This is a genomic window from Citrobacter sp. Cpo061 (assembly GCF_030332845.1).
Classification (GTDB): Bacteria; Pseudomonadota; Gammaproteobacteria; order Enterobacterales; family Enterobacteriaceae; genus Citrobacter; species Citrobacter portucalensis.
In genome coordinates this window covers 17,914-35,597 of sequence record NZ_JAOWHB010000035.1, presented here as the reverse complement: position 1 = coordinate 35,597, position 17,684 = coordinate 17,914, and the positions used below count along the sequence as shown (strand labels likewise).

The 17,684-nt window shown below is 51.1% G+C and carries 14 protein-coding genes, 1 tRNA gene and 1 rRNA gene; 6 read left to right on the top strand and 10 right to left on the bottom strand.

Annotation, left to right across the window (positions count from 1 at the left end; genetic code table 11):
- Both rrf and OGX97_RS06030 read left to right on the top strand, forming a co-directional pair.
- Positions 1 to 105: ribosomal RNA gene (gene rrf / locus OGX97_RS06035) — 5S ribosomal RNA — on the top strand; the annotation flags it as partial.
- 504 nt (positions 106 to 609) lie between these two features.
- Positions 610 to 2,331: a SulP family inorganic anion transporter gene (locus OGX97_RS06030; RefSeq protein ID WP_235125769.1), complete on the top strand. Its 1,722-nt coding sequence runs from the start codon at positions 610 to 612 to the stop codon at positions 2,329 to 2,331.
- Positions 2,332 to 2,530: 199 nt separating this feature from the next.
- Here OGX97_RS06030 and OGX97_RS06025 read toward each other — a convergent pair whose 3' ends face one another.
- The 7 genes from OGX97_RS06025 to aspA form a co-directional block, all read right to left on the bottom strand.
- Positions 2,531 to 4,192 carry a fatty acid--CoA ligase gene (locus OGX97_RS06025; protein WP_235125766.1) on the bottom strand — a complete coding sequence of 554 codons (1,662 nt, stop codon included), beginning with the start codon at positions 4,190 to 4,192 and terminating at the stop codon, positions 2,531 to 2,533.
- Between the two features lie 450 nt (positions 4,193 to 4,642).
- Positions 4,643 to 4,718: transfer RNA gene (locus OGX97_RS06020), tRNA-Phe, on the bottom strand.
- Positions 4,719 to 4,870: 152 nt separating this feature from the next.
- Positions 4,871 to 5,446, bottom strand: coding sequence for a transcriptional regulator (locus OGX97_RS06015; protein WP_008785982.1), 576 nt, complete (start codon positions 5,444 to 5,446; stop codon positions 4,871 to 4,873).
- Between the two features lie 36 nt (positions 5,447 to 5,482).
- Positions 5,483 to 7,192 carry a protein-disulfide reductase DsbD gene (locus tag OGX97_RS06010; protein ID WP_267458780.1) on the bottom strand — a complete coding sequence of 570 codons (1,710 nt, stop codon included), beginning with the start codon at positions 7,190 to 7,192 and terminating at the stop codon, positions 5,483 to 5,485.
- Positions 7,168 to 7,515 carry a divalent cation tolerance protein CutA gene (gene cutA / locus OGX97_RS06005; RefSeq protein WP_003025447.1) on the bottom strand — a complete coding sequence of 116 codons (348 nt, stop codon included), beginning with the start codon at positions 7,513 to 7,515 and terminating at the stop codon, positions 7,168 to 7,170. The genes OGX97_RS06010 and cutA overlap by 25 nt, the downstream gene beginning before the upstream one ends.
- Positions 7,516 to 7,643: 128 nt before the next feature.
- Positions 7,644 to 8,945 (bottom strand): anaerobic C4-dicarboxylate transporter DcuA, encoded by a 1,302-nt coding sequence (dcuA, locus tag OGX97_RS06000; protein WP_003830670.1) that lies wholly within the window; start codon positions 8,943 to 8,945, stop codon positions 7,644 to 7,646.
- A 115-nt stretch (positions 8,946 to 9,060) separates the two neighbouring features.
- Positions 9,061 to 10,497, bottom strand: a complete 1,437-nt coding sequence (aspA, locus tag OGX97_RS05995) for an aspartate ammonia-lyase (RefSeq protein WP_279850971.1) — start codon at positions 10,495 to 10,497, stop codon at positions 9,061 to 9,063.
- 338 nt (positions 10,498 to 10,835) lie between these two features.
- Between aspA and OGX97_RS05990 the strand changes: the two genes are divergently transcribed.
- Complete coding sequence (locus OGX97_RS05990) at positions 10,836 to 11,312, top strand: FxsA family protein (RefSeq protein WP_003025457.1); 477 nt, start codon at positions 10,836 to 10,838, stop codon at positions 11,310 to 11,312.
- A 49-nt stretch (positions 11,313 to 11,361) separates the two neighbouring features.
- On the opposite strand, the gene yjeH is transcribed toward OGX97_RS05990, so the two are convergent.
- Positions 11,362 to 12,627: an L-methionine/branched-chain amino acid transporter gene (gene yjeH, locus OGX97_RS05985; protein ID WP_235125740.1), complete on the bottom strand. Its 1,266-nt coding sequence runs from the start codon at positions 12,625 to 12,627 to the stop codon at positions 11,362 to 11,364.
- A 275-nt stretch (positions 12,628 to 12,902) separates the two neighbouring features.
- Between yjeH and OGX97_RS05980 the strand changes: the two genes are divergently transcribed.
- The 3 genes from OGX97_RS05980 (at position 12,903) to OGX97_RS05970 (ending at position 15,489) form a co-directional block, all read left to right on the top strand.
- Positions 12,903 to 13,196, top strand: a complete 294-nt coding sequence (locus OGX97_RS05980) for a co-chaperone GroES (RefSeq protein WP_000027827.1) — start codon at positions 12,903 to 12,905, stop codon at positions 13,194 to 13,196.
- Between the two features lie 43 nt (positions 13,197 to 13,239).
- Positions 13,240 to 14,883, top strand: coding sequence for a chaperonin GroEL (gene groL / locus OGX97_RS05975; RefSeq protein WP_079934483.1), 1,644 nt, complete (start codon positions 13,240 to 13,242; stop codon positions 14,881 to 14,883).
- A 252-nt stretch (positions 14,884 to 15,135) separates the two neighbouring features.
- A complete protein-coding gene (locus OGX97_RS05970) occupies positions 15,136 to 15,489 on the top strand; it encodes a DUF4156 domain-containing protein (RefSeq protein ID WP_003025468.1) in 354 nt (117 codons plus the stop codon).
- A gap of 88 nt (positions 15,490 to 15,577) precedes the next feature.
- On the opposite strand, the gene yjeJ is transcribed toward OGX97_RS05970, so the two are convergent.
- Both yjeJ and epmB read right to left on the bottom strand, forming a co-directional pair.
- Positions 15,578 to 16,441: a YjeJ family protein gene (gene yjeJ / locus OGX97_RS05965; protein WP_279850972.1), complete on the bottom strand. Its 864-nt coding sequence runs from the start codon at positions 16,439 to 16,441 to the stop codon at positions 15,578 to 15,580.
- A gap of 183 nt (positions 16,442 to 16,624) precedes the next feature.
- Positions 16,625 to 17,653, bottom strand: coding sequence for an EF-P beta-lysylation protein EpmB (gene epmB / locus OGX97_RS05960; RefSeq protein ID WP_048236301.1), 1,029 nt, complete (start codon positions 17,651 to 17,653; stop codon positions 16,625 to 16,627).
- Positions 17,654 to 17,684: the final 31 nt, after the last annotated feature.

Below are 17,684 nucleotides of genomic sequence, written 5' to 3'. Positions count from 1 at the left end.
TAGCGCGGTGGTCCCACCTGACCCCATGCCGAACTCAGAAGTGAAACGCCGTAGCGCCGATGGTAGTGTGGGGTCTCCCCATGCGAGAGTAGGGAACTGCCAGGCATCAAATAAAAGCGAAAGGCTCAGTCGAAAGACTGGGCCTTTTGTTTTATCTGTTGTCTGCCGGTGAGCGCTCTCCTGAGGAGGACAAATCCGCCGGGAGCGGATTTGAACGTTGCGCAGCAACGGCCCGGAGGGTGGCGGGCAGGACGCCCGCCATAAACTGCCAGGCATTAATTTAGTGAAGAAGCCCATCCTGCCGGATGGGCTTTTTTGCGTCTGTGCGGGATGAAAACCGCCGGATGCGACGTGCCGCCTTATCCGGCCTACAGGGGCCGGGCTGAACGTATTTTGTAGGCCTGATAAGCGCAGCGCATCAGGCTCATCACAACACCGCACCATCGGGTGCAAAGCAATATCCAAAACCTCCATAACACAAGCCTTCCTGCGGTATATGCGGTAAACCCCCAATCTGAATTTTCTTTATTACCTCCCGAAAATATCAGGATCGCCTGCGACAGTTACGTGTACCTTTATCTATAAGTAAGGGTCTATCCGGAGAATAAAGTGTTCGGAAAAATGGTATTAAACTACATGCCGGGGCTAAAAAATTTATTAGCGTACGATAAAAGCTGGCTAAAACATGATGTTAAAGCCGGGTTATCCGTTGCTGCCGTAGCACTACCGGTTGCGATTGCTTACGCTGAGTTGGCGGGAGTCGGGGCTATCGTCGGGTTATATTCCTGCGTTTTGCCAATGCTAGCTTATGCGCTGTTTGGTTCTTCCCGCCAATTGATTGTTGGTCCTGATGCCACGACCTGCGCGGTGATTGCGGCCGTTGTGGTTCCTCTTTCTGCCGGAAACCCAGAACTTCACTGGCAGTTGACAATTGTCATGACTGTGATGATGGGGGGATGGTGCCTGCTTGCCAGTAAATTTCGCCTGGGCGCGCTTGCTGACTTGCTTTCGCACCCCATTCTAACGGGCTTGCTTAACGGGGTTGCCGTGACGATTATTGTCGGGCAACTCGGTAAGGTGTTGGGGATTACGCTTGATGAAGAGCAAGTGATTGAGAAGATCATTGCCCTGCCTGGCCGACTCTCAGAAATTCATTTATTAACCTTAGGGATCTCCATCCTAACGTTAGCGATTTTAATAGCTATCAAAACGTTTCGTAGCCAATGGCCAGCACCGTTGATTGCTATTGTGATAACAACGGCACTGGTATGGATCACATCTGCGCAGCAGTATGGGATTGCCACTATTGGGGGATCGGGCTTTCAGTCTGGTTTGCCCGTCGTTCACTGGGGATCGTTTCAGCCTGGTCTGGCGCGTGATTTATTGATCCCTGCGCTGAACCTGGCGTTAGTCAGTTTTGTTAGCTTGATGCTAACCGCTCGCAGTTTTGCCGCAAAAAACGGATACGAAATAAATGCTGATGCTGAGTTCAGGGCTTTGGGTGTCGCGAATCTAATGTCTGGCTTATCTCAGGGGTTTGCGATTAGCGGAGCCGATTCCCGGACTGCGGTAAATGATTCCTCTGGAGGGAAAAGCCAGCTTGTTTCCGTTGTTGCTGCCTTAATCATCGGAATCGTCGTGGTATTTTTCACGCAGCCATTACAATTTATTCCGGTATCTGCATTAGGCATTGTTCTAATTTATGCATCGTGGTCATTAATTGATTTACGCGGACTCTGGAACCTGAGGCGAAGAAATAAACCCGCATTTCGCCTGGCGTTCTTCACCTTTGGCTGTGTTCTGATTATTGGTGTTATTCAGGGGATTGGCCTTGCGGTATTGCTGGGTCTGTTGCAGTTCCTGCGCACAGTTTTCCGTCCTACTGAACACTTATTGGGAATTGACGAAAATGGGATGATTCACTCATTAGGTAATTCAACTGATGTGAAAATGATCCCTGGCGTGTTGATGTACCGATTTAACTCACCGCTGACCTATTTTAATGTGGCCTATTTTAAGCGCCGTGTTTTGAATTTAGTCGATGGTGCTGCGCTACAACCGAAATGGGTGGTCATTGACGCCGTTTCTTGCTTTACCTATTCAGATATCAGCGTCCTGGCAACCATTAATGAGTTAAAACGGGACCTGAAGGGGCGGCAGATTAAGTTAATTCTTGCGGGCCGGAAAACGGAGTTAACACGCTGGTTTAAGGAGAGTCGACCGACAATGAAAGACGACGACATGATTCTGGCACCAGACCTTTATTTGGCGCTCCGGTTCATTCAAAGCAAAGAAAGCATGAGTGAGGATGAATCTGGCGTTGTTGAATAAAGCAGATTTAGGTAAATGATCAGGCTGGATGGAAGGTGCCTGTGGCGATGAACATGCCCTGGCACCCATTTTGCTAAAGGGGGATCAGCATCCGCGCGGGGATGGTGAGATCCCCGGCAGAGTATTGATACCGACATGCTACCTGAAATATAGACAGCGTGACTGTTGTTAACCTTACGCTATGAATGCGACAAATCGCTTAAATGCTTTCCTTCCCATTGCTGGCTTCGAGCTCCCGAATCAGGCGCTTGTTGATCTTACCGACGCTGGTTTTGGGAATATCCGGGACTATCCTTATCTGTCGCGGGATCGCCCATTTAGTGATGTGGCCGCGGTCGACGAATCCTTGTAGATGTGCCGCTATGGCCTGCGGCTCCAGGTCTTCCCCTTCCTTGCAAACCACCAGAGCCAGGGGGCGTTCGCCCCACTGTTCATCAGGTATCCCGACGACGGCTACCGACCTGACAGCCGCGTGTGAGCTGATGAGGCTCTCCAGCTCCAGCGTGCTTATCCACTCACCGCCCGTCTTGATTACGTCTTTGATGCGATCCTTTATTTCCACTATCCCATGGGGATCGATAGAGGCAATGTCGCCGGTATGCAGCCAACTGCCATTCCATAGCTCAGCTCCTTTCTCGGGTTCCTTCAGGTAGCCCTGAGTCAGCCAAGGGGCTCGCACCACTATTTCACCCAGGGCTTCGCCGTCGTGCACTACCTCCCGACCTTCGCCATCAACGATACGCAGATCCACCAACGGAACAGGCAGGCCGGTTCGAATCCGCAAGGGTAACTGCTCATCCATGGGAAGGGCCAGCTCGGCATCGCTTAAGTGGGTCATACAGAGCAGGGGACAGGTTTCAGACATACCATAGCCAGCGTGAATGCGTATGCCCTTATGGTGGGCCTGTGTCGCCAGTCCAAGGGACAGTGAACTGCCACCCAGCAACATCTTCCATCCCGACAGATCGGTCCGTGTGGCTTCGTCGCACTCGAGGATCATTTGCAAGATGGTTGGCACACAGTGCGAGAAGGTTACACCCTCATCGTGATAGAACCGCACCAGCTTGTTGGGTTCGTAACGACCGGGGTAGACCTGCTTCACACCCAGCATTGTTGCGACATAGGGAGCGCCCCAGGCGTGCACGTGAAACATAGGAGTGATCGGCATGTAGACATCGTTCGATCGTAGCAGCGACTGTCCCTCGTGGGCTGCCAGGAGGCCCAGCTCATTGAGCGTGTGCAGGACCAGCTGACGATGGCTGAAGTAGACCCCCTTGGGATTGCCCGTGGTTCCAGTGGTGTAGAACAAGGTCGCTACCGAGTTTTCATCGAAGTCGGGGAAGTCAAAGCGATCTCTCGCTGCGGCCAGAAGGGTCTCATATTCCCCCAGCACCGGCAGGCTGGTTGCCTTCGATTCTTCGTCGCTAAGCTGGATGTATCCCCGGACAGTGGTCAGTGTCTCTGCCAGTGACTCGACAACCGGCAAGAAGTCGTCGTGCACCAGTACCAGGTTGTCCTCGGCATGATTCATGGTGTAAGCGATTTGGTCCGCCGAGAAGCGGACGTTCACCGTGTGTAGCACGGCACCAATCATAGGCACCGCGAAGAAGCACTCGAGGGCGCGATGGCTGTCCCAATCTAGCAGGGCTACGGTGTCTCCAGGCATGACACCGGCCGCTGTCAGCATGTTTGCCAGGCGATGGATGCGCTGTTTGAGGGTGCGATAGTCGTAACGCAGCTTGTCGGCGTAGACGATTTCTCGCTCGGGATGAGAACGCCCACCCGACAGCAGCAAGCTCTTGATCAGCAGCGGATAGGCATGGGCTCCCTGCGCTGACTGTATGACTCTTGTTTTCACCATCCAGATTCCTCGTTGACTCATTATTTGCTCGGTATGATGGCAATTGTAGATGAAGGTTGGTATTTACTCCCTGGCGTTTGCTTCAGATGTCGAGGCGGCGCACCAGCTCCAGTCCCTGGGGATGAATGTGTGTACCCTACAACGCCATCTGGAAGAGGGGGGCGACCTTCAGCGAGCTTATCAATGAAATGCGGCGCGACCTGGCGCTCCCGCAACAGTATTGTGCCCAAGGTTGTTCAGATAAATTACTCAAATTTAGCCTACGGTTAAGCACGCCAGACAAAGAGGTGTGCCTGATACCGCTATATTTTTTGCAGTGCCATCGTGGTTCCAGTGAAAGGTTTAACTGTCGTGATGAGGTGGGGTAGGAGTCGCTGTGGGCAGAACGATAAGAAATCTTGCGGAGCCCTGAAAGCAAAAAACCCGCCATAGGCGGGTTCTTCTAAATAGTGGTGCCCGGACTCGGAATCGAACCAAGGACACGGGGATTTTCAATCCCCTGCTCTACCGACTGAGCTATCCGGGCAACGGGGCGCATTAAACCGTATTCACGTCTGTCAGTCAATCAAATTTCTGGAAACATTGTTCAACCGCTTAATATTGCGGCAATCTGCATGGTTATGCCTGAAGTTTGCACAAATCTATCCGGCAGAGACGACGAAAACAGATAATGCTCGCTTAGGTCAGCGCACCGCCCATTCGGCACTGGGCAAAGCGCAGGATATCTTCAGCCAGGCGGTGTGCCGTTTCGACATCAGCATGGCTACGATTAACCAGCATGCGGCTCAGGCAGCCTTCCAGCACCAGTTCCATCTGTTTGGCGACCATTGCCGGGTCGTCAACTTCCAGCGTCGTCAGCAGCTCATGGGTGAAGTCATGTGCCGCCTTTTTTTGCTGATCGGCTAACTGATGGATCGGATGCCCGGGATCGGGGTAAAACGTACAGGCGGCGATGAACAAACAGCCGGGATAGCGATTATTGCTCACGCATTCGGACAGCGCAGTGTAGCGCGCCAGTAATTTCTGCTCAGCGCTCAGCGTGTCATCCAGTAAAAGCTGACGCCGCCAGATATCCACCCGCTGGCTGAGGTAACGCAGCGCATCGTACAGAATGGCCTCTTTATCGGGCCAAAAGCGCTGCAGTTCATCCAGAGGATAATCGATGCGTTCGGCCACCATTTCCAGCGTGGTATTGGCTATCCCTTGCACCTCAAGTAATTTCAGGGCTTCTCCCAGGACATCTTCACGTTGCACGGTATTCTCCTCCGTATTTCCTGTTGCAAGTGTCGCTCACGGTTGGCGATCGCGCAAATGTGCGCTGAAGGTCGCGGCATCCATAAAGCCCGTAACCCGAGCTTCCGGGTGCTCTTTCCCCTCGGCATCAAAGAACAAGATAGTCGGCAAACCTAAAACCTGTAGATGTTTCAGGAGTGCGACATCCTGTGCATTGTTTGCTGTCACATCCGCCTGCAATAGCACTGTGTTGCCTAGCGCTTGCTGAACCTGCGGATTACTGAACGTGTATTTTTCAAATTCCTTACAGGCTACACACCAGTCGGCATACAGATCCAGCATGACTGGCCTGCCTTTAGCTTGCGCCAGTGCTTGATTTAACGCATCTATCGATGCCACCGGCGTGAAGTTAAGATGTGCCTGGGTTTGAGCATATGGCGCGCCGAACGCCCAGTCTTGCAATGGACGCACGCTTACCAGTGCTGCGGCTAACAGGACAATCTGCACGATACGCATCCAGGCGTGCTTTGCCTGTAGGCTGGTGATGAACGCCCAGCCAAAGAACGCGACGCCTAGCAGTGACCATAAGCGAACGCTCCACTCGTCGCCAACGATACGTTCGAGCAAGAAGACGGGAAGCGCCAGAATGACAAAGCCAAAAGCGGTTTTGACATGTTCCATCCATGGGCCACTTTTAGGCAGCAAGCGGTTGCCAAATACGGTAATCAGCATCAGGGGTAATCCCATCCCCAACGCATACAGATACAGTGTGCCACCTCCCAGCCACATGTTCCCGCTCTGAGCGATATACAGCAAAATCGCGCTTAGCGGGGCCGTTGTGCAAGGAGAACAGATGAGGCCAGCAATCGCCCCCATCGCAAAGACGCTGCCGGGAGATCCGCCTTGCTGGCGGTTACTCATTAGCGTGAGACGCGTTTGCAGTGATGAAGGCAATTGCAGCGTGAACAAGCCAAACATCGACAGAGCCAGCAGCGTAAAGATGACGGCAAGGCCAATCAGGACGTAGGGATGCTGAAGCGCAGCCTGGAACTGCAAACCGGCGGCTGCAACAACCAAACCCAGCGCGGTATAGGTGAGCGCCATTCCTTGAACGTAGATAAACGTCAGCAGCAGTGCCCGTCCGGTTGATAAGCGTTGCTTACCACCCAGTACGATACCGGAAATCAGCGGATACATCGGCAGTACGCAAGGCGTAAACGCGATACCAATTCCGATCAGCAATGCCCACAGCGCGGAGAAGGGGAGTTGGGCCGTGGGCTGCGGTTTCTCTTGCGGATCTGCAGTGGCTGGGGCTGGCGCAGAGGCGGCCGCGGAACCAGCAGACATTTCACTTAATGGCACCGTTTTTGTTTCTGGCGGATAGCAAAATCCGGCGTCGGCGCAGCCCTGATATGTGATCGTTAATGTTGCGCCAGACTTAGCCTGATTGATCGTGATCGGGACAGTCAGCTGTTTACGGTAAATCTCACTTTTGCCGTAAAACTCATCTTCATGCCAGACGCCTGGCGGCAGTTTTACCTCAGCAATATCGGCCTGAGATGGCGTAATGCTTATCTGTTTGCGATACAGATAGTAGCCATCTTTAACCTGCCATGTGAGGTTCAGATCGTGTTGGTTTTGCTGAAAATCAAAAACAAACGCCCGATCGGCAGGAACAAACTGCGAGCGGCCAGGCGCGTCAAATAATCCGGCAAAGGTAGATGTGCTGCACAGCAGCAGGATCAGCGTAAGGATGCGTTGAGCCATGAGCGGTAATCAAAGTCTCCGTGAGTGACGGGTAAAACCAGAAGTTCAGGCGTTTGATACGGATGATGTGACTTCAGGCAATCGAGAAGGGCTTGCTGGTGTGTGACGGTGGTTTTTAAAATCATCTGGACTTCATATTCCTGTTCCAGTTTGCCTTCCCAATAGTAGAGGGAGGTCGCACCGGGTAGCAGGGTCACGCAAGCAGCCAGCTTTTCCGCCAGCACTTTGGCGGCGAGATCCTGGGCGGTTGCTTCATCCGGGGCGGTACAGAGCACCACAACGGTATCGGGGATGGAAATATCCTGACTCTTTACATCAAGCATAAACACCTCGAAAGAACAGAGTAACCAGCAAAAGAATGGTCACTATACAACGGACGAGGGAAGGATGTTAGCTAAAGCGGGGTGGGGAGGAGGAACTGCAGGGCGCCCAGGCACCCTGCAGGAAAAACTTACAGCATGAAGCTGCCCAGCAAGAAGCCGAAGCAGACAGCCAGAACCACACCCAGAGTACCCGGGATGAAGAACGGATGGTTAAAGACGAATTTACCAATGCGAGTTGTACCGGTGTCATCCATCTGAACTGCCGCAACCAGAGTTGGGTAGGTTGGCAGAATGAACAGGCCAGAAACCGCGGCGAAAGACGCAACAGCAGTCAGTGGGGAAACGTTCAGAGCCAGAGCCATCGGCATCAGTGCTTTAGCGGTTGCAGCCTGAGAGTACAGCAGTGCAGAAGCAAAGAAGAAGATGACAGCCAGCAGCCACGGATGACCCTGAATTACGCTACCTGCAGTATCTTTGATCCAGTCAATGTTGTGAGATACGAAGGTATCACCCAGCCATGCAACACCCAGGATACAAATACAGGCGCTCATACCGGCTTTGAAAGTGCTGGAGTTCAGGATGGAGTCAGTTTCAACGCGGCAGATGATCGTGGTCAGCGTCGCGATGCTCAGCATGATGATCAGGATTGCGTTGGTGGTGTTCATCAGCGGTTTAGCGACCAGACCGAGGCTTGGGCTGTTGACGATCGCATATACGACGACACAAACCACGCCCAGCAGGAACAACCAAACAGAAGTTTTTGCGCCCGCTTTGATTTCAACTTGTCTTTCACCACGCAGTTCAACCAGGCCTTCTTCCAGACGCTTACGATAAATCGGATCGTCAGACAGTTTGGAGTTGAACAGCGCAGTTACCAGGAAGGACATGACCAGAACAGCCAGCAGGGTGGACGGAATGACCACGGACAGCAGGTGAATGTAGCTGATGCCATGACCTTCCATTACGGAAGACATGTAAACCACGGCTGCGGAGATTGGAGAAGCCGTAATCGCAATCTGTGCAGAAACCACTGCAGTAGAGAGCGGACGGCAAGGTTTGATCCCTTGTTCTTTCGCAACTTCAGCGATAACTGGCAGCGTTGCCAGAGAGATGTTGCCGGTACCTGCGAAGATAGTCAGGAAATAGGTCACGATAGGTGCAAGGATCGTGATGTATTTCGGGTTTTTACGCAGCAGTTTTTCAGTTTGATGAACCAGATAGTCCAGACCACCTGCAATCTGCATAGCTGAAATGGCAGCGATAACCGCCATGATGATGGAAATAACATCGAACGGGATATTACCGGGTTTTACGCCGATAGCGGCGAGAACCAGAACACCCAGCCCACCTGCAAATCCAATACCGATACCCCCAAGTCTGGCACCTAAAAAGATTGCCAGCAAAACGATGATAAGTTCTAAAACTATCATATTAGCCTTCCTTGTTGTTTAACAAGTTGATATTAAATTGTTGTTTTTAAGTAACTTCGAGTAAGAAAAAAGGCACGTCATCATGACGTGCCTTCTCCGGTACTACCCTACACGATTACTGTTCGCTTTCATCAGTATAACGTTTTGCTTTATAAGCAGGGTGCATCAGGTTCTGTGCAGAGAAGATATCGTCCAGTTCAGACTCGGTCAACAGACCGCGCTCCATGACAACTTCACGTACGCTCTTACCGGTTTCGGCACAAATTTTACCGACGATGTCGCCGTTGTGGTGACCAATGAACGGGTTGAGGTAAGTAACGATGCCGATGGAGTTGAATACAAACGCTTCACAGACTTCTTTGTTAGCAGTGATACCACTAACGCATTTTTCCAGCAGGTTGTAGCAAGCATTGCTCAGAATGTGAATGGATTCAAACATTGCCTGACCAATGACCGGCTCCATTACGTTCAGCTGCAGCTGACCAGCTTCAGATGCCATGGTTACAGTGATGTCGTTACCGATGACTTTGAAGCACACCTGGTTTACGACTTCCGGAACAACCGGGTTCACTTTAGCTGGCATGATAGAAGAACCAGCCTGCAGTTCCGGCAGGTTGATCTCGTTCAGACCCGCACGCGGACCAGAGGAGAGCAAACGCAGGTCGTTACAGATTTTGGACATCTTCACAGCCAGACGTTTCAGTGCGCCGTGCACCATAACGTATGCGCCACAGTCAGAAGTTGCTTCAATCAGATCTTCTGCCGGAACACAGGCGAAGCCGGTGACTTCAGCCAGTTTCTGTACTGCCAGCGGAGAGTACTCTTTCGGTGTGTTCAGACCAGTACCGATTGCTGTCGCGCCGAGGTTAACTTCCAGCAGCAGCTCAGCGGTACGGCTAATGTTTTTCACTTCTTCTTTCAACAGTACGCTAAAAGCATGGAATTCCTGACCGAGGGTCATCGGTACAGCATCCTGCAGCTGGGTACGACCCATTTTTAGGATGTCCTGGAATTCAACAGCTTTTTTCTCGAAGCCTTCGCGCAGCTGGTTCAGTGCATCAACCAGTTTGATGATGGATGCGTATACAGCGATACGGAAGCCAGTTGGGTATGCGTCGTTGGTAGACTGACATTTGTTAACGTGGTCGTTCGGGTTCAGGTACTGATATTCACCTTTCTGGTGACCCATCAGTTCCAGACCGATATTGGCCAGAACTTCGTTGGTGTTCATGTTGACGGAGGTACCCGCACCACCCTGGTAAACGTCTACCGGGAACTGATCCATGCATTTTCCGTTATTCAGGACTTCATCACACGCCGCGATGATGGCATTTGCCACACTCTTAGGAATGGTTTGCAGCTCTTTGTTGGCCATAGCCGCTGCCTTTTTAACCATTACCATACCGCGAACAAATTCAGGAATATCGCTGATTTTGTTGTTGCTAATGTAGAAGTTTTCAATCGCTCTCAGAGTGTGGACACCGTAGTAGGCGTCCGCTGGAACTTCCCTGGTACCCAACAAGTCTTCTTCGATACGAATGTTGTTTAACATGTGAACCTTCTTTTTCAAGCTGCCAATGATTTGACTAAACACACAGGATATATGTGATTTCGATTGTTTCTCGACCGACGATTATCCCCTGCATCGGTCTGATACCCGAGATCATATGCTGGTTCAGGATTTCTACCGTAATCTGGATCACTTAAAGCGTGGAATTTACCCCTTATTTATTATTCTGTGAAATGGATCACCCCTTTGTGATTAACCCCAAATATTAGTGTACAAGCCACTTGAAATTTTGCTAACCACCACAATATCAAATCGATGCGATTAACATAATTTTTCGAACAGAAGTTGAACAAAACGGCTGTTATTAACAGGAGATCCCTTTGCGCTGGATACCATTACTTGCCATTTTTCTCTATGTTTACATAGAGATATCTATTTTTATTCAGGTTGCCCATGTGATGGGCGTCCTGATGACGCTGATTTTGGTTATTTTTACATCGGTTATCGGTATGTCTCTGGTTCGTAATCAGGGATTTAAGAACTTTTTACTGATGCAACAGAAAATGGCGGCAGGTGAAAGTCCGGCTGCAGAAATGATCAAAAGCGTATCGCTGATTATTGCCGGTCTGCTGTTGGTGCTGCCCGGATTTTTCACCGATTTCCTCGGTCTTCTTCTTTTATTACCCCCGGTGCAAAAACATCTGACGATGAAACTGCTGCCACATTTGCGTTTTTCGCGTATGCCTGGCGGTGGTTTTAGCGCCGGAACGGGTGGCGGTGAGACTTTTGATGGTGAATTTCAGCGCAAGGATGACAAGCGCGACAGCATCGAACATAAAGACGATCGTCGGGATTAAGCATCAGTATGTAGGCCGGATAAGCGTTAGCGTCATCCGGCAAAAGTGTTTATAGGCCGGATGATGGCGTCAACGTTGCCTTATCCGGCCTGCGGGGTAAAAACAGCCACAGTCCTGCCAGCATAATCAACGCGTACAGACTCTTCCAGCCGACCATCGCCAGTAGCAGTAGGCACAGCAGACCGCCAATGACTGCCAGTACGCGATAATGCCCTTTCAGTAATCGACAACCTGCCAGCATGCACAGCAGATAAATCATAATAAAGATGCCGTTGGCGTAGACGATTAACGCATCGAGATTGATTTGCAGCATATAGATGCACAGAGTGCTGATTACGCAACAGCCCAATACGGCGTTTAGCGCATTGCGCGGAAGGTGTCGGGGGGACAGACGAGCCAGATAACTCTCCGGCTTATACTGCGCTTGCGACCAGACCAGCCGGGCGAAGCTTTGTATATAAATGTTGAGGCTGGCAAAACAGGCCAGATAACCAATGATGCAGGCGACCCACAGAGCTTGTACGCCAAACAGTTGCACGACGATCTCTGGCAGCGACGCTGCGGCCGCCATTTGCTCGCCGTAGGCACCAAAATGGATAACGACAACGGTGCATGCCCAATAAACAGACCCTGCCAGCAGCAGGCCGATCATCAGTGCGCGTGGGAAGTCTCGCTCCGGATTTTTGAATTCAGACGCCAGGTGAGCAAACGCTTCAAGGCCGACAAAGCACCAGAACATGACCGACAACGCGGCGAACAGGCCGGGAAGCTCAATATCGGTAATCGCAGGGAAGGGGATTTCGCCAGGTGTCAGATCGCCCGCCCACCAGATAGCAACAATCAGGGCAACAATCAGTCCTGCAATGACCGTTTGTAGATTCGCGCTGGAGCTTGCGCCGCGAGAGCCGATGTACCAAACCAATGCCAGCGTACCGAGCTCAGCCAGCAAAAGCTGCTCGTCATGCCAGCCAAACATCGCCTGACCGAATCCGGCGGCGATATGCAATGCCGCAGGCAAACCGACAGGAATGACCGACAAAAATAGCCATCCGGTGACGCGCTCCAGGCGCGAACCAAAGGCCATGCCGACAAAATGCGCCACACCGCCTGCGCTGGGAAAATGACGACCCAGTACGGCGAAGACAATCGCCACAGGAAAGACCAAAACAATCAGCACCGGCCATGCCCACAGGCTGTTGTTGCCCGCAACCAGTGCGGCCAGCGCGGGGACGGCAAAAACGCCTGTACCTAACAATGATGTCGACAACAGGCCAACGCCCTGAGCCAGTCCCAGCTCTTGTTTCAGTCCGCTCATAAATTGTTATCCGGTTATGTCCATTGATCGGGCTACATCGCAGATTTTTGATGGTATCACAATCAGATTTGCTTATGACGACGTGACTGAAATCGTTATGAAATGTGAGGTGCGTCGGCGTTTTGACGGGATTTTCTGCTGATAAAAAATTTTTTTCGCTTGCCCCCTTGAAGGCACAAAACCCCATCCCCATCTCTCTGGTCACTAGCCGGGAAACCGTTTACGGGCCGGCGTCACCCATAACTGATAAAGACTTTCTCAAAGGAGAGCTATCAATGAGTATTCGTCCGTTACATGATCGTGTGATCGTCAAACGTAAAGAAGTTGAATCCAAATCTGCTGGCGGCATCGTACTGACCGGTTCTGCAGCAGGTAAATCAACTCGTGGCGAAATCATCGCTGTCGGTAAGGGTCGCATCCTGGACAACGGTACCGTACAGCCGCTGGACGTGAAAGTCGGCGATATCGTTATTTTCAACGATGGCTACGGTGTTAAATCTGAGAAGATCGACAATGAAGAAGTGTTGATCATGTCTGAAAGCGACATCCTGGCGATTGTTGAAGCCTAATCCGCGAACGACACTGAACATACGAATTTAAGGGAAAGAGAAAATGGCAGCTAAAGACGTAAAATTCGGTAACGACGCTCGTGTGAAAATGCTGCGCGGCGTAAACGTACTGGCAGATGCAGTGAAAGTTACCCTCGGTCCAAAAGGCCGTAACGTAGTTCTGGATAAATCTTTCGGTGCACCGACCATCACTAAAGATGGTGTTTCCGTAGCACGTGAAATCGAACTGGAAGACAAGTTCGAAAACATGGGTGCGCAGATGGTGAAAGAAGTTGCCTCTAAAGCGAACGACGCTGCAGGTGACGGTACCACCACCGCAACCGTACTGGCTCAGTCCATCATCACTGAAGGTCTGAAAGCCGTTGCTGCGGGCATGAACCCGATGGATCTGAAACGTGGTATCGACAAAGCTGTCGCTGCTGCTGTTGAAGAACTGAAAGCACTGTCCGTACCGTGCTCCGACTCTAAAGCTATTGCTCAGGTTGGTACCATCTCCGCTAACTCCGACGAAACCGTAGGTAAACTGATCGCTGAAGCGATGGACAAAGTCGGTAAAGAAGGCGTGATCACCGTTGAAGACGGTACCGGTCTGCAGGACGAACTGGACGTGGTTGAAGGTATGCAGTTCGACCGTGGCTACCTGTCTCCTTACTTCATCAACAAGCCGGAAACTGGCGCAGTAGAACTGGAAAGCCCGTTCATTCTGCTGGCTGACAAGAAAATCTCCAACATCCGCGAAATGCTGCCGGTTCTGGAAGCTGTAGCGAAAGCAGGCAAACCGCTGCTGATCATCGCTGAAGATGTTGAAGGCGAAGCGCTGGCAACTCTGGTTGTTAACACCATGCGCGGTATCGTGAAAGTCGCTGCGGTTAAAGCACCTGGCTTCGGCGATCGTCGTAAAGCAATGCTGCAGGATATCGCTACCCTGACCGGTGGTACCGTTATCTCTGAAGAGATCGGTATGGAGCTGGAAAAAGCAACTCTGGAAGATCTGGGTCAGGCGAAACGCGTTGTTATCAACAAAGATACCACCACCATCATTGATGGCGTGGGCGACGAAGCTGCAATCCAGGGTCGCGTGACTCAGATTCGTCAGCAGATCGAAGAAGCAACTTCCGACTATGACCGTGAAAAACTGCAGGAGCGCGTAGCGAAACTGGCAGGCGGCGTTGCGGTTATCAAAGTTGGTGCTGCGACTGAAGTTGAAATGAAAGAGAAGAAAGCCCGCGTTGAAGATGCCCTGCACGCTACCCGTGCTGCGGTAGAAGAAGGCGTGGTTGCTGGTGGTGGTGTTGCGCTGATTCGCGTAGCGTCTAAAATTGCCGGCCTGAAAGGTCAGAACGAAGACCAGAACGTAGGTATCAAAGTTGCGCTGCGCGCAATGGAATCCCCACTGCGTCAAATCGTACTGAACTGCGGCGAAGAGCCGTCTGTAGTGGCTAACACCGTGAAAGCGGGTGACGGTAACTACGGTTACAACGCTGCAACTGAAGAATACGGCAACATGATCGACATGGGTATCCTGGATCCAACCAAAGTAACTCGTTCTGCTCTGCAGTACGCGGCTTCTGTTGCGGGTCTGATGATCACCACCGAGTGCATGGTTACCGACCTGCCGAAAAGCGATGCGCCTGACTTAGGTGCTGCCGGTATGGGTGGTATGGGTGGAATGGGCGGCATGATGTAATTGCCTACACCCTGCATCCTTCAGGCCGCAGATGCGTTGGCTGCGTTTGCTAACCCCAGTCACTTACTTGAGTAAGCTCCTGGGGATTAACAAACTGGCCGCCTTCCTGCAACCAGAATGATTTGGGTGCTCATCTCCCAGAATTGAGAAACCCTCGGGCAGAAATGTCTGGGGGTTTTTCTTTTGGTCATCTTTTTAGTATATGATTCAGCTACGGACATAAGGTCCAACTAATTGAATATGGGGAATGACATGCACGTGAAATATTTAGCAGGGATCGTTGGTGCCGCGCTACTGATGGCGGGTTGTAGCTCCAGCAATGAACTGAGTTCAGCCGGGCAAAGCGTACGTTTTGTTGAAGACAAGCCTGGCGCAGAGTGCCAACTGATAGGCACCGCAACCGGTAAGCAAAGCAACTGGCTTTCAGGCCAGCACGGCGAAGAGGGCGGCTCAATGCGTGGCGCAGCAAACGATCTGCGTAACCAGGCTGCGGCAATGGGCGGTAACGTGATTTATGGCGTCAGCAGCCCATCGCAGGGAATGCTGTCCAGCTTTGTTCCTACCGCCAGTGAGATGATTGGACAGGTTTATAAGTGCCCTAATTGAGAACTGCTGCTGATGCCGGATGGCGACGCTAAAGCGTCTTATCCGGCCTACGGTACGAATGATCGTAGGCCTGATAAGCGTAGCGCCATCAGGCATTCTGAGTCTTATGCGCAGACTGAACGCGTAAATGATGCAATGCGCGCAGGCACTGATCCTGATTGAGCTTTTGCGTCTTATCACCCGTCAACGTTCTGACAAACACCTGGCACGGTACACCGGCAAGTTTTTTCAGCCGCGGGCTGAAGTCGAGAAGACGGCGAGTAATGGCTTCGGCTTCTTTGCTACCGGAAAGGGCGCGAGTTTTCACGACCGAACCACAGAACTGGGCTTTTCCTTTATTGTCTGTATAGCGGTAAATAATCGCCAGATAATGATTAAACAGGTTATGTTTCCATTCGGGTTGTGTATAAGAGTCGTATTCCAGATTGTCGTTTTGCTGACAATCAACATCGTACAGCGGCAGGAAATCCAGCAGCGATGTTATTCGTAGCGCGAGTTCTCTCATGCCAGCATTATTTATTGCGTGAATAATTGCATGCGCCAACACCTGAATCTGTAATTCATTAACCAGTAATTCGCATGTTTGTCCGTCATGTAACGTCAGAGAAAATGTTAAATTCTCGCCTTTGTCATCCACTAACATCAGCGAATTTATGCGACGGTTAATATCCGCATTTTTTAGTTCATCTTCCTGAATTGACGGAATATTCTCGTGCATTTTTTTGCTGGCTTTATCACATGCCTTTTCATATTGTATACGCTCGTCTTTGTTTAGCTGAGAAATAGCGTACAGCCGGCTCTCCAGCGCAATAAGCAGGTCTCTAAGTCCAAGTGGAGAGAGAAAAAAGAGTGATTCCTTGTTTCTTGGTTCTTTTATTTTTAATGCCATGGCAACAAATTCATTCTTTTGGCGAATAATGCCAGTATTAACGCCCTTAATACTTATAGCCATAAAAGGTTCTCCCTAACCATATATTTATTAATATTCTGCATTTGAAACTATTGATAAAATTTACGAATGAATGATTGAACTGCGCTAATTAAAATAGCACAGATTAAAAGCGAGGCTCCACTTGTGGGGATTTAAATAATAAGTAATCGTGGTGAGTGTCCGGAATCGGACACTCAGTAATAGCTATTGTTGACGTAACTGCAGATCCAGCGGTGTTTTACTTGGCTCTCCACCAATTTCACGCGCCAGTTTGGGGACCATATAGCCGGAAACTAGCGTCAGAAGCTCACGCATAATGCGACGCGCTTCATCGTCGCTGACCATAAAGTGTGCGGCACCCTGCACTTTATCCAGCACGTGCAGGTAATAGGGCATCACACCGGCATCAAACAGTGCGTTGCTAAGGTTAGCCAGGGTTTGCGCGTTATCGTTCACGCCACGCAGCAATACGCTTTGGTTGAGTAACGTAACGCCCGCGGCGCGCAGACTGCTCATCGCCTGGCGAAACGTCTGATCAATTTCATTGGCATGGTTAATGTGATTGACCAGCAGAATCTGCAAGGAGGAGTGCGCAAAGCGCTCGACCAGTCCTTCTGTAATGCGCGCCGGGATCACTATCGGCAAACGGCTGTGAATACGCAGACGCTTAATGTGCGGGATAGCTTCCAGTTGCGTGAGCAACCAGTCCAGTTCGTGGTCCTTGGCCATTAACGGATCGCCACCAGAGAAGATGATTTCATCCAGCTCAGGGTGCGCGTTAATGTAGTCGAGGGCGACCTGCCAGTTGCGCTTATTGCCCTGATTTTCGGCGTATGGGAAATGCCGGCGGAAGCAATAGCGACAATTTACCGCGCAACCGCCTTTAACCAGCAGCAGTGCCCGATTGCGATATTTATGCAGCAGACCGGGAACCACGCTGTGCTGTTCTTCCAGTGGGTCGGTTGAGTAGCCTGGCGCGGCCACAAACTCTTCCTGGGCAGTCAGTACCTGACGTAAAAGCGGATCGTCCGGGTTGCCTTTCTCCATGCGGGCAATAAACGCACGCGGCACGCGCAGGGCGAAAAGCCGTCTCGCGTCGCGTCCGGCCAACAGTTTTTCATCTGCATCTATGTTCAAAAGATGCAGAAGTTCATCGGGATCGGTCACAACATCGGCAAGTTGCGATAACCAATCTTCTCTGGATGGGGTATTTAGGGTTACAATATGCGCCATTTTGTGGCTTAGCTACCAGTTAACAATTTTC